Annotated in this window: 11 protein-coding genes; 4 read left to right on the top strand and 7 right to left on the bottom strand. The window is 61.6% G+C overall.

The features are described 5' to 3' along the window. Window positions 1-83: 83 nt before the first annotated feature. Window positions 84-602 carry an SRPBCC domain-containing protein gene (locus tag RQ865_RS08270; RefSeq protein WP_311478771.1) on the top strand — a complete coding sequence of 173 codons (519 nt, stop codon included), beginning with the start codon at window positions 84-86 and terminating at the stop codon, window positions 600-602. 120 nt (window positions 603-722) lie between these two features. Here RQ865_RS08270 and RQ865_RS08265 read toward each other — a convergent pair whose 3' ends face one another. Then, complete coding sequence (locus RQ865_RS08265) at window positions 723-2,111, bottom strand: maltokinase N-terminal cap-like domain-containing protein (RefSeq protein WP_311478769.1); 1,389 nt, start codon at window positions 2,109-2,111, stop codon at window positions 723-725. 84 nt (window positions 2,112-2,195) lie between these two features. Here RQ865_RS08265 and RQ865_RS08260 point away from each other — a divergent pair, with 84 nt between their 5' ends. Then, window positions 2,196-2,717 (top strand): NUDIX domain-containing protein, encoded by a 522-nt coding sequence (locus RQ865_RS08260; protein ID WP_311478767.1) that lies wholly within the window; start codon window positions 2,196-2,198, stop codon window positions 2,715-2,717. On the opposite strand, the gene RQ865_RS08255 is transcribed toward RQ865_RS08260, so the two are convergent. Continuing rightward, window positions 2,714-3,760, bottom strand: a complete 1,047-nt coding sequence (locus tag RQ865_RS08255; RefSeq protein WP_311478765.1) for a methyltransferase — start codon at window positions 3,758-3,760, stop codon at window positions 2,714-2,716. The two genes, RQ865_RS08260 and RQ865_RS08255, sit on opposite strands and share 4 nt — an antisense overlap. A 156-nt stretch (window positions 3,761-3,916) precedes the next feature. Here RQ865_RS08255 and RQ865_RS08250 point away from each other — a divergent pair, with 156 nt between their 5' ends. Next, window positions 3,917-5,152 carry an NAD-dependent epimerase/dehydratase family protein gene (locus tag RQ865_RS08250; RefSeq protein ID WP_311478763.1) on the top strand — a complete coding sequence of 412 codons (1,236 nt, stop codon included), beginning with the start codon at window positions 3,917-3,919 and terminating at the stop codon, window positions 5,150-5,152. Window positions 5,153-5,159: 7 nt separating this feature from the next. Beyond that, window positions 5,160-6,401 carry a glycosyltransferase family 1 protein gene (locus RQ865_RS08245; RefSeq protein ID WP_311478762.1) on the top strand — a complete coding sequence of 414 codons (1,242 nt, stop codon included), beginning with the start codon at window positions 5,160-5,162 and terminating at the stop codon, window positions 6,399-6,401. 63 nt (window positions 6,402-6,464) lie between these two features. Here the strand turns inward: RQ865_RS08245 and RQ865_RS08240 are convergent, their stop codons facing one another. The 5 genes from RQ865_RS08240 to dnaB all read right to left on the bottom strand — a co-directional run bounded on the left by RQ865_RS08240 (window position 6,465) and on the right by dnaB (window position 11,961). Further along, the gene (locus RQ865_RS08240; protein WP_311478760.1) at window positions 6,465-7,244 is read right to left on the bottom strand and encodes a hypothetical protein; all 780 of its coding nucleotides are present in this window, start codon (window positions 7,242-7,244) and stop codon (window positions 6,465-6,467) included. 167 nt (window positions 7,245-7,411) lie between these two features. Beyond that, entirely contained in the window at window positions 7,412-8,500 is a 1,089-nt protein-coding gene (locus RQ865_RS08235; protein ID WP_311478758.1) for a hypothetical protein, read from the bottom strand. A gap of 202 nt (window positions 8,501-8,702) precedes the next feature. After that, a complete protein-coding gene (locus RQ865_RS08230) occupies window positions 8,703-9,347 on the bottom strand; it encodes a hypothetical protein (RefSeq protein ID WP_311478757.1) in 645 nt (214 codons plus the stop codon). Then, on the bottom strand, window positions 9,344-10,474 hold the full coding sequence (locus RQ865_RS08225; RefSeq protein WP_311478756.1) for an AI-2E family transporter: 1,131 nt from the start codon (window positions 10,472-10,474) through the stop codon (window positions 9,344-9,346). Before RQ865_RS08225 ends, RQ865_RS08230 begins: the two co-directional genes overlap by 4 nt. A 68-nt stretch (window positions 10,475-10,542) precedes the next feature. Continuing rightward, window positions 10,543-11,961 carry a replicative DNA helicase gene (gene dnaB / locus RQ865_RS08220; RefSeq protein ID WP_311478754.1) on the bottom strand — a complete coding sequence of 473 codons (1,419 nt, stop codon included), beginning with the start codon at window positions 11,959-11,961 and terminating at the stop codon, window positions 10,543-10,545. Window positions 11,962-12,269 lie beyond the last annotated feature (308 nt).

The raw sequence follows: 12,269 nt of genomic DNA, 5'->3' as shown, positions 1-12,269 counted from the left end.
TCCGTCTCGGTGGCCGCCAATTCGGCCAGTCGGTTAACCCGAAACACCATCGGTCTTCCGACAGACACAGTTAGGAGGCGAATATGCCTGAAGTCCAAAGCAATATGACGGTGCACAACGACACTGTCACCACAGTACTCACCGCAGAGTCACGGTTGAGCCGCGAGGTACTCTGGCGCGCCCTCGTCATGCCCGATCAGCTCCGTCACTGGCTCGGACACGTTGCCGAACCGCTGACCGAAGGCACCGACTTTGTGCTGAGCTACCTCAACGGCAGCGACCACCGAATCGTCGGCACAGTCATCCGCGCCGACGAGCCGAGCACCCTTGAATTCACCTGGCGCTTCAACGGCGGCTCTGAGTCGCGAGTGCGCGTCGACTTTGAAGAGACCGACGCGGGCACCAGGTTCATCCTCACCCGCTCGGGTGTCGAAATCGACCAGGCCGCAGCTGACGCCGCGAGCTGGCACGCCCAGATCGACTTCCTGTCGTTCTGGTTGCACGACCGCATCGCTCTGGGTGCCGCCCTCCGCGAGCGCCGGAACGAACTCATCGGCCAGTACGAGGCTGAGCTGGCAAACGCGCTCGGACAGCGCGTCTAGTTCTCGGGTCGGGTAGCACCCCGATTTGCCGGGCCAGACGCTATCCCGATGCATGCAGCGCATGCGCTCACAACCGAGCGCATGCGCTGTTTGCGTTCAACCACCCTGCCGCGAGGCGACTTAGAGCAATTCGCCGATCGCACGCAGTGGAATCTGCAGCCATTCGGGCCGGTGCTGCTGTTCATACAGCGCCTCATACACAGCCTTGTCGAGCTCGTAGGCTCGCAGCAGCGCGTCGCGAGCGCGCGCCTGCGCCCCGGTGATCGAACCAGCGTTGCCGAGCCCGGCACGATAGCCCGCCAAAAACGCCTTGCGCGCCGCCTGCGCCCATTTACGCGCATTCTGTAAGTGCCCCGGGCGCACCTCGAGTGCACCGGCAACATAGTCAAATGAGCGCAGCATCCCGGCCACATCGCGCTGCGGCACATCGGGCGCACAGCGGTCGGCAAGCGGGCGCAGCGGCTCGCCTTCGAAGTCGAGCAGCACCCAGCCGCGTTCGGGCACTGCGAGCACCTGGCCCAGGTGGTAGTCGCCGTGGATGCGCTGCAGCTGCGGCCAGTCGACGGTGGCTGCTTCGTCGTACACGGCGTTGATCCGCTGGGCGTATTGGCGCAGTTCGGGCACCGCTTCGGCGGCCATCCGGTAGCGGTCACGCATCTGGTTGATCGCATCCCGCACGATGGCGCCGCTCGGTTGCACGGTTGGCAGCACTCGCTGCAGCACCTCGTGCACCTCGGCGGTTGCTTTACCCAGCGAATGCGCCAGCTGCGAGAAGTCGTCGCCGCGTTCGGCCGCACGCAGCGCCACCCGCCACGCATCCTCAACACCGAAGAAATATTCGGTTGCGAAAGCGAGGTGTCCGGCAACCTGTTGCCCGCTGGCTTCGGGCCACACGCCCGCGAGCGCCCCGAATGCGGGCGGCACCCGATACGAACCGGCGGCGGCGATAGCGGTTTGCAGCACCACGTCGGGATTCTCGCCCGGGTGTAGGCGCCGGAAGATCTTAATAATGAGCGGGGGTGCGGCGCTGCCGTCATCGGCGCGGAACTCGCAGATGATCGACGTGTTCGACTGTTCGCCCTGCAGCACCCGCGAAGTCACAAATTGCCCGATGGTCGCCCCCGGCATTGGCTGCCCGTAGGCCCGCACCTTTTTGTTCTCGCCAGCAAGTTCGCGCTCGTCGGCGATGGTTTTGATCAGCGCGCCCACAAAAGCAGTGTCGTGGCAGCCATCCACTAGCGCCGCCCGGTCGCCGTGTTCGCGCACCTGACCGATATAGCCGAGCGCTTCGACTTCAGCGTCGACATCGCGCACCACCAGTGGCACCTGATAGGTGGCGCCGGTGGTGTCGTCGTAGACGATTGCGACGGTGATGAGCCGCACCTGCTCGGGTTCGGATGTGGCGAATTCAAAACTCCCCAATAGCCGCAGCTTGGCTGGTGCCTCCCCGGCCGCGTACCAGCGCTGTTTGGGCATCCATTCGGCCAGTAGGTCGAGCACCTTTGACATGAGTCTCCTTGATCGGGGGTTTTAGGCTATCGCCGAGCAGCTGGCAGCGGCGTGTATCGGCGGCATTGACGTACGCTTTCTACCATGGTGTTGCCACAGGTATGTGTCACGTATTTGCTGCGCGAAGCTGAGGGGGTTCCCGAGGTGCTGCTCGGTAGAAAACGGCGCGGCCTCGGGCTCGGAAAGCTTGTGGGGTTGGGTGGCAAGCTACATCCCGGCGAGCATCCGCGCAGCGCGGCGGTGCGTGAGATCGACGAAGAGTCGAGTGTGTTTGTCGCCAAAGAGTCGCTGCAGCCGGTGGGGATGCTCACCTACCTGTTTCCCGAGAAACCGGCCTGGTCGCAGGAGTCGTGGGTGTATTTGTGCCGAGATTGGATCGGTGAGCCGGTCGACTCGGATGAGTTGTCGCTGAGCTGGTATCCGGTGTCTGCGTTGCCGCTGGGTGAGATGTGGTCGGATGCGCGGTTTTGGTTGCCGGGCGCGCTGGGCGGCAGCTTTACCCGCACGAGTTTTGTGTTTGGAGCTGATCTGTCAACGGTGGTTGCCTGTGACAACCCCAACTATGGGTTGCCGGCGACGCCGCCGCCCGGTTCATTCGGCAGTTAGCAATTGGTGCGCGTGCTGCGGGTGACGATGAATTTCGCGTTGGCCGCCAGTTGCTCGGTGGGGCCGACGAGCCGTTCGAGCTGTGGCCGGTGCCGCAGATGCGAGTTGAACACGGTGTAGAGCTCGCCGCCGGGTGCGAGCAGCCGGGCTGCCGCTGCGAACAGGTGGTTTGCCATCGTGCGATCCACCTCGCGGCCCTCGTGAAATGGCGGGTTGAGCAGCACCAGGTCGGCGCAGGCATCGGGTAGCCCGGCTGCGGCGTCGGCCCGGTGTACGGCCACGGTCACCCCATTTGCGGCCGCGGTTGCTGTGGTCGAGCGTAGCGCGGCCGCTGAGCGGTCGGTGCCAATCACTCGCGCTGCGGGCCAGCGGCGTGCCGCCCAGCTGGCGAGGATGCCAGTGCCGCATCCCAGGTCGATTACGGTGCCGGGTTCTGCGGCCGGGGGTGTGGTTTCGAGCACTTCGAGCAGCAGCCGTGTGCCGATATCGAGTTTCGCACCGGCGAAGGCGCCACCAAATGCGCACACTGTGAGGTTGAGTTCGGCAATTTTTGCGGTGGCGGGGATGCGTTGCGGCTGCTTGGTGAGCGCTTCGCTTGCCACCAGGGCCCGCGATTTGCGGTATCCGAGGGATGCGCGCACGCGAGCGTAGTGCAGTTCGAGCACCTCGTTCATCGACCGGGCGAGGTGTTTCTCACGGGCACCGAGGATCACTCGCGCCCGTGGCAGTTGCCGGGCAAGTTCCTGCGTCTGTTCGCTCAGTTCACTCAGTGATTTGGGTAGCAGCCCCACCGCGAGTGCGATCGGGACGGTTGGGTCGGCAAGCTCGGTGATGTCACGTTCGATGGCGCCTTCGGGTAGCGGCACCGCAAAGCCCGTATCGCAGCAGGCGATCACCCGTTCGGCGCCGGCTGCGAGGGTGGCTCGCACGAGCTGTGCATCGGGTGCATCGAGCACCACGACTGTGCCGGTTAGGCCACCGGTTGCTTCGGCTTCACGCAGCACCACGTCGATTGGGCCGGGCACAGTCAGCGGAGTTGTCACAGATGACAAGTTACCGTCAACAGTGGTTGGTGGTTGTTGGCTACTGTGCGACGCCGAAGATTGCAAGTTCCCGTTACCCAAGCCCCGTAGCATGGTCGGAATGTGCGCCGCGTTCGTGACCGCACACTCGTTTCTACGGCACTACGGGAGATTCATTTGAAGATCGCAATTCTCGGTGGCGACGGCTTCTGCGGCTGGCCCACCTCGCTGCACCTGTCGAACCTGGGCCACGATGTCGTGATCGTTGATAACCTGTCGCGTCGTCGTATTGATGAGGAACTTGGCGCATCTTCACTCACCCCGATCACCAGCATCGAAGAGCGAGTGTCGACCTGGCGTGAGCTGACCGGCAAGTCGCTCGAGTTCGTCAACATTGATGTGGCGCAAGACTATGACGGCTTGCTTGCGTTCTTGGTCGACCAGTCGATTGACGCGGTGGTGCACTTCGCCGAGCAGCGTGCCGCTCCCTACTCGATGAAGAACGCGACCACCAAGCGCTACACCATCGACAACAACATCAACGCGACCAACAATTTGCTCACCGCCATTGTTGAGTCGGGTCGCGACATTCACCTCGTGCACCTGGGCACTATGGGCGTGTACGGCTACGGCACCGCAGGGATGAAGATTCCCGAGGGCTACCTCACCATCCAGGTCATGAGTGATGAGGATGCCGACGGTAACCCCACCGACGAGCACCTGGTGAGCCAGGAGATTCTCTACCCCACCAACCCGGGCTCGATTTACCACCTCACGAAGGTGCTCGACCAGAATATGTTCGCGTACTACGCGAAGAACGACCGGTTGCGCATCACCGATCTGCACCAGGGCATCGTGTGGGGTACGAACACCGCAGAAACCGCGATGGATGAGCGGCTCATCAACCGTTTCGACTACGACGGTGACTACGGAACCGTGCTCAACCGTTTCTTGATGCAGGCGGCCGTTGGCTATCCGCTCACCGTGCACGGCACCGGTGGCCAGACCCGCGCGTTCATCCACATCCAAGACACTGTGCGCTGCATCCAGATTGCGATCGAGAACCCGCCGGCAGCTGGCGAGCGGGTGAAGATCTTCAACCAGATGACCGAAACGCACCGGGTGCGCGACCTGGCGGCGCTGATCGCGAAGATCGCCGACGCCAAGGTTGAGAATGTGCCGAACCCGCGTAACGAGGCTGCCGAGAACGAACTACACGTCGTGAACGAAGCTTTCCTCGACCTGGGTCTCAACCCCACGAAACTTGCCGAGGGGCTGCTGCTCGAGGTCACCGATATTGCGCGTAAGTATGCCGACCGCGCCGACCTGTCGAAGATCCCGGCGCGGTCGCTGTGGACAAAGAACCAGCATGCCGGTGTGCCCGAGTCGGTGGCACAGGCAGCAAACAAGTAGTTACACCATGCGGATCGCGCTGTTCACCGAGGTCTTCCTGCCAAAAATTGACGGTGTGGTGACCCGCGTGCTGCGCACGATCGAGCAGCTCAGTGCCATGGGCCACGAGGTGCTGGTGTTCGCGCCGGGCCACCCGCCCTCGAACTATGCCGGTGCGCGGGTGGTGCGTGTGAACTCGGTGCCGATGCGGCCCTGGTATCCCGAGTTGAAACTCGGGCTACCCACCCCGAACATTGCCCGCGAGATTGAAGAGTTCGCGCCGCATGTGGTGCACCTGGTGAATCCGGTGGTGCTGGCTGCCTACGGCGCGCTTTCGTCGGCTCGGCGCGATCTGCCCATGCTCGCTTCGTTTCACACCGATACGCCGCAGTACGCGGATGCGCTGGGGCTGGGGAGCATTCGAAAGGCCGGCACCGCCTATCTCAGGTGGATTCACAATCTCGCCGAGGTGAACCTGTGTACGTCGCCGCAGATGGTGGCTCGGGCCGAGCAGATCGGTTTTGAGCGGGTTGATCTGTGGCCGAAAGCGATTGACACGGTGACCTACCGCCCCGACGCCGCTTCGACGCAGATGCGTGAGCGGCTCACCGACGGGCATCCCGATGACAAGCTCATGATCTATGTGGGCCGGATGTCGAAAGAGAAAGACCTGCGCGAACTGATTGCGCCGATCAAGCAGCTGCAATCGCGCGGGGTGCGGCTCGCGATGGTGGGTTCGGGGCCCGATCGTGACGAGCTGCAAGCCGAGTTCGCCGGCACCAACACGGTGTTTACGGGGTATATGTCGGGTGAAGATCTGGCTTCAGCGTTCGCTTCTGCAGATGTGTTTGCTTTCCCATCGACCACCGAAACGCTCGGTTTTGTGGCACTTGAGTCGATGGCTTCGGGGGTGCCGGTGGTGGGGGCCCGGGCGGGCGGTATCCCGTTTGCGGTGACCGACAACCAGTCGGGGCTGCTGTTTGAGCCCGGCGACACTGACGATTTCACCGCGAAACTCGAGCGACTGCTGTTCAACGACGAGCTGCGTCACGAAATGGGTGTGGCGAGTCGTGCCGAGGCGCAGCGGCACTCGTGGCGCAGCGCCACCGAGAAACTGGTGGAGTTTTATGAGCTGGCGATTTCGCGCCACTGGCAGCGCTCACATTTGCTCGACACCTATTCGATTCCGATGCGCTTTTTTGGTCGGCCACTGCCCCGCCCCACCGATCTTGATGCGGCGCTCACCGGCGATGCCGCATCCGGAAACTAGCCTCGAACGCAAGGGCCCACGGCTTATAACCGTGGGCCCGTGACGTTGTCGTCGAGTGCAGACCTACTCTTCGACGAGGGTGAACTCGACGTCGTTTTTGAGGTGGTTTTCAAAGTCGCTCTTCGAATACGACGGCCAGTCACCCGAGCTGGCGCCGGTGCCGCTCATATCTCCGCAACCGGCGATGAACACCACCGAGTCTTCCGACTCGGGGAATACCCGCATCGCCAGCCAGAACTCGCCCGATACCTCGTCGCTTTCGCCCTTGACGGTGGCCAGCTGAAATTCGACCGGGATGCCGTTGGTGTCTTCGAGAGTGATGGTGCCCTCGATCTTTTTCTCCATCCCCTCGGGCATCGGGCCGCTGTTCACCAGGTCTTCAAATGCTTCTTCGCGTGATTTGCCCTCGAAGTCGCTCGCATCAAATGACTGCAGGTTTCCGAACGCGAAGCAGGTGTTGTCGTCGTTCATCGCGGTGAACGATCCGGGGGTTTCGTATCCCGAGAGGGTGTAGTCGCCGGTGTATTCGATCGACATATCGGCAATACCGGTGTCGGCATCGAGACTGTATTTGCCTGCGCCGCCACCGAACAGCGCCATACCGCCGAAAATACCGCCCACAATCAGGGCAACGGCGGCAACCGCCACACCAACCCACACCCACGGGCTGGTCTTCTTCTTGCCGCTTGGTGTTGGTTGTTGGCCGTAAGCGCCCTGGGGTGGCTGTTGGCCATAACCGCCCGGCTGGCCATAGCCACCCTGGGCTGACTGCTGCGGTGCGCCGCCATAGGGGTTTTGCTGGGGCGGCTGACCGTCACCGGAGGGTGGGAGCTGGTTCGACACGGGATCTCCTTCACGTTGCTGCTTCACATCAAACGCTGCGGCGACTCTACCGGCCCCGCCTTACCGCGAGGGAGAAATCTGCCCACTCGGCGGCAAATATCATTCGCACGAACGAGAAGGCCCACGGCTTGTAACCGTGGGCCCTAACGTTTTCGCTGAGTGGAGAACTACTCTTCGACGAGGGTGAACTCGACATCGTTCTTGAGGAAGTCTTCGAACTGTTCCTTCGAGAACGAGGCGTCACCGCCGCCGCTGGTGTACGAAGTGTTCATGCAACCGGCTGTGAGCATCAGAGCATTCTCGCTGTCTCTGAACACGTGCACGGCCACCCAGATCTCGCCCTTCGACCCATCAGCCTCGCCCTTCATGCGGGCGAGCTGGAACTCAACATCGATGCCCTCGGTGTCTTTGAGCGTGATCGTGCCCTCGGTGGTGACCTCTACCCCATCAGGCATATTCCCGCTAAGGAGTTCATCTTTGATGCCCTCTTCGACCGACTTGCCCTCGATCAAACTCATATCAAGGTTGTTGAGGTTTCCCGCCGCATAGCAGGAGTAGTCACTCGTGGAAGCGCTGAACCCGTTATCGGGACCGTAACCGCTATCCTCATAGTCGCCGGTGTACTTCAGCTTCACGTCGGCAATACCGGTTTCAGAGTTGACGCCGTACTTGCCGCCGCTACCGCCGCCGAACAGGGCCATGGCACCGAACACACCGCCGACGATAAGTGCCACCGCGGCAACTGCTACAACGATCCACACCCACGGGCTGGTCTTCTTCTTACCGCCCTGCGGGGGCTGCTGACCGTAGCCGCCATAGTTCTGCTGCTGCGCGTAGGCACCGTAGCCCTGCTGCGCATCCTGGCCCGGTTGACCATACGCACCATAACCGGGCTGCGCCTGCTGGGCACCCTGGTCACCATACGAGCCATAGCCGGGTTGACCCTGCTGGCCATACGCACCATAACCAGGCTGCGCCTGCTGGCCACCCTGATCACCATACGAGCCATAGCCCGGCTGCGCCTGCTGGCCCGACTGGCCGCCCTGGTCACCGTACGAGCCGTAGCCTTGCTGACCGGGCTGGCCCTGCTGGCCATACGAGCCATAACCCTGCTGGTTGTAGTTCGACTGCGACTCGTATCCCTGGTAGCCGGGAGTCGAAGCGCCGTAGCCGCTGTTCGACTGTCCGCCGCCGTACGGCTGGTTCGGGTTCTGGTTCTGCTGTCCGTCGCCGGTGGGCGGGAACTGGTTCGACATTCCTTCTCCTCTGCGTCGAGCCGCTACTGCGTAAACGTGAACGGCATCGTCGTGAACGGGCGTTGTCATTACTCACTACATCAAGTGTCGCCTTAACCCGTGCGACGTTACCGGATAAATGTGTCAGCTTTGTGTGAGGTGGGTAAATCGGGGCAATTCTCGCCACAATATCCCCCGTTGGCCGTATTTTTTCGGCATGCGGCTAGGACACCGGAAAAATACGCACCATCACATCAGTGAGCACCTCACTCATTCCCTCGAGTGAGACATCCTCCTGCTTGGCACACAGCAGGGTGAGCAGCACATAGTCACCCGAACCGGCAAATACCCGCGCTGCGGTTGCCGTGTACACACCGTCCTGATATCCCTGCGGGAAATAAAGCAGCTCGGCGGCGGTGTGCTCGGCATCGATATCCACCTCGGTGCTACCTGCCGGCTGCGATTGCAAACCGCCCACCCGCATCACCTCAACCGTTGCATCCGCATCGTTATCGAAACGGTCGAGGTCGATTGTGCCGCGCACCACTGCACCGACCTGCCAAGTGAAGGCACACACATTCTCACCCTTGGCCGCAAGGCTCGCATATTGCGGCCCCTGACCAGATTCGGGATCGGCCGCCACAACATGCTGCCACGATTCGGAGCTGGGATCGAAACGCACCCGCGGGCTCGCACTGAGCGTGATGCGCTGCTCAATACGAAGATCTGGTTCGAGTCGCTGAAACCCCAACCAGAAAGCCAACACGACGCCCAGGATGAAAACGACCGTGCTGATCGCGGTGACAACGGGCGCGTTGCGGGGGTTATCTTTCGGTCGCGGAAGTCGCGAAAACAGTTCGCCAATCACGCGGTTTTGTCCGATTCAAATGTTTCGGGATGCGGTTTATCACCCGCGCCTTGCGGCTCGGGATCGTCGAGTTTCGGTTTCGAGTCGAGCAGCAACCCGATCCAACGCTTGTCGGGATCGGCATCGATGAGCACCGCCTTCACAAACAGCGTCGCCGGCAGCGCCAGCAACGCTCCCACCGGGCCGAGCGCAAATGCCCACACCAGCAGCGAAACAAACGACACCGTTGGGGTCACACCCACCGCATCCCCGGCCACTTTCGGTTGAATGAGCGATTGCAGCACGAAGTTGATGACCGACCAGATCACGATCACTAGCAGCGCACTCATCGGGCCGTTGGCTAGCAGCGCCATCAACGCCGGGGGAATAAGTCCGATCACGAAACCGATGTTTGGGATGTAGTTGGTCAAGAACGAGAACACACCCCACACCAGCGCCAGTGGCACCTGCATGAACTCGAGCGCGATGACGTCGAGCACCGCGACAATCACCCCGAAGAGCGTGGTCACCACCCAGTAGCGGCTCACTCCCCGCGAGAAAGTGTCGAGTGCGCTGCCGGCGTTGGGGCGCATCCGGCGGATGGCCTGCATCCGCGGTTCGAAGCTGATGGCATCAAAGAAGATGAAGAAGATCACCACCAGCAGCGTGGTGAGTAGCGCCGCAACCCCACCGATATTCGATGCCAGCCCCTGCAGCATGCTCACTATCGCGCTGGGTGAGAACGCTTGCTGCGCCTGCCGCAGAATCTCATCCTGGGTGATGCCGAAGGTACCCAGCCACTCGATGAGCGAGCTGTAGAGGGCACCGAATTGGTCGGAGTATTTTGGCAGCTCTTGAATGAGCATGGCGACCGACCAAATCATCAACAGCACAAAAGCAATCAGCAGCACATATACCGTCAGCGCACCGATGATGCCGGCGAGGATGCGCGGCACCCCGCGGCGAACGAACCAGTGCATCAGCGGGGCAACGGCCAGCACCAGATTCAGCCCCAGGAAGACCGGCGTGATAAACGAAGCCACCTGTTGCAGCGCCACCAGCCCGATGACCGAGAGCACAAAAGCGGCAAGCAGATAGAACGCGCGAGGATGCCGCCCGGTCACGGTTTCGTTCGAAGCTGCACTCATCTTTTGCCCTCCGCCCGTCATCGCATCCGGCGGCTAGTGATCGGGCCGGATGCTCACTGTGCGGAATTCTACGCGGGCGGTGGCGCAAATCCACCGCTTACCGGCGGCTGCTGACCGGGTGCGTAGTCGACGAATCGTGAGAGGTGCCCCTGGAAGAGCACCGTGACCGTGTCGGTGGGGCCGTTGCGGTGTTTGGCCACGATGATGTCGGCTTCGTAGGCGCGCGGGTGGTCTTTGTCGTAGGCGCCCTCGCGGTGCAACAGGATCACCATATCGGCGTCTTGTTCGAGCGAACCCGATTCGCGCAGGTCGCTGATGGCGGGTTTCTTGTCGGCGCGCTGTTCGGAGTTTCGGTTGAGCTGTGACAGCGCGATCACCGGCACTTCGAGTTCTTTGGCGAGCAGTTTCAGGGCCCGCGAGAACTCCGAGACCTCTTGCTGACGCGACTCGACACGCTTACCCGAGGTCATCAGCTGCAGGTAGTCGATCACGACGAGTTTGAGGCCAACTTTCTGTTTAAGTCGGCGGCATTTGGCGCGGATTTCGACGAGGGTCATATTGGGTGAGTCGTCGATATACAGCGGTGCATCCACGATTTGCCCCTGGGTGCGGGCAATGTTTTGCCAGTCTTCGTCGGTCACCTTGCCGGTGCGCAGCGACTGCAGTTTCACGCTGGCCTCGGCTGAGAGCAGGCGCATCGCGATTTCGGCGCGGCTCATTTCGAGCGAGAAAAAGATGGTGGGCAGTTGGTTATGCACCGCAGCGGAGCGGGCGAGGTCGAGCGCGAAGGTCGATTTACCCAAACCTGGTCGGGCCGCGATGATGATGAGCTGACCGGCATGCAGGCCGTTGGTGAGTGCGTCGAGGTCGCGAAACCCGGTGGGGACGCCGGTGAGTTCGCCGCCGCGGTTTTGGGCCGCTTCGATTTCGTTTTGAGCGTCGCCGAGGGCGATGCTTAGTGGCACATAGTCTTCGGTTTCGACGCCACCGGTGACGCCGTAGATTTCAGCCTGTGCCTGGTTGACGAGTTCAACCACTTCACCCTCGGCGCCGTAGCCCATTTGCACGATGCGCGTGCCGGCTTCGACGAGGCGCCGCAGCACGGCGCGTTCGGCAACGATGCCGGCGTAGTAGCCGGCGTTGGCTGCTGTGGGCACGATACCGGCGAGCGTGTGCAGGTATTCGGCGCCGCCGGCGCGTTGCAGATCGCCGGTTTTGGTGAGCTGGTCGGTGACGGCGATGACGTCGGTTGGTTCGCCGGCCGCGTAGAGAGTTTGTACGGCGTCGAAAATGATTTCGTGTTTGGGCACGTAGAAGTCGATGCCGCGTACGCTTTCGACCACATCGGCTACCGCGTCTTTTGACAGCAGCATTCCGCCCAGTGCCGACTGCTCGGCGAGCAGGTCGTGTGGCGGCGTGCGAACACTGTCGTGCTCGTCACGCGAGGTGTTGCCACCGGTGTGGGTGTCGAAGTCTGTAAGCGTCATTTTGGGGTTGAACCGTTCTTGTGCACTGAGCGAACCATACGATGATTTTCGCGGTTCCACGAGTCGACCTGTGGATAACTTGTGGAGCGATTGCCAGCATTTTGCACCGCTGTTGTGGATAACTATTGCTTCGCTGTGGATGTATCTGGGATGATTGCTAAAATAACCCTCGCCACCTGGGATTATTTTTCATTTTCAGCTGGCTTAATCTACTTCAAGTCGAGCTTGAAGGTTGCTGCTTTCGTCACTGTCATCAAACATTCAGCGACTTTTCCCACAGTCGTATTGACAGTTATCCACAGATCTGC

This window comes from uncultured Gulosibacter sp., assembly GCF_963509965.1.
GTDB lineage: Bacteria > Actinomycetota > Actinomycetes > Actinomycetales > Microbacteriaceae > Gulosibacter.
Note: the sequence above shows the minus strand (reverse complement) of the source record. Positions and strands in the feature narration are given on the sequence as shown.

Excerpts from the sequence above, each read along its gene's own strand:
- RQ865_RS08265 (WP_311478769.1), bottom strand. The coding sequence starts at position 2,111 with ATGTCAAAGGTGCTCGACCTACTGGCCGAATGGATGCCCAAACAGCGC.
- RQ865_RS08225 (WP_311478756.1), bottom strand. The coding sequence starts at position 10,474 with ATGAGTGCAGCTTCGAACGAAACCGTGACCGGGCGGCATCCTCGCGCG.
- RQ865_RS08235 (WP_311478758.1), bottom strand. The coding sequence starts at position 8,500 with ATGTCGAACCAGTTCCCGCCCACCGGCGACGGACAGCAGAACCAGAAC.
- RQ865_RS08270 (WP_311478771.1), top strand. The coding sequence starts at position 84 with ATGCCTGAAGTCCAAAGCAATATGACGGTGCACAACGACACTGTCACC.
- dnaB (WP_311478754.1), bottom strand. The coding sequence starts at position 11,961 with ATGACGCTTACAGACTTCGACACCCACACCGGTGGCAACACCTCGCGT.
- RQ865_RS08260 (WP_311478767.1), top strand. The coding sequence starts at position 2,196 with ATGGTGTTGCCACAGGTATGTGTCACGTATTTGCTGCGCGAAGCTGAG.
- RQ865_RS08245 (WP_311478762.1), top strand. The coding sequence starts at position 5,160 with ATGCGGATCGCGCTGTTCACCGAGGTCTTCCTGCCAAAAATTGACGGT.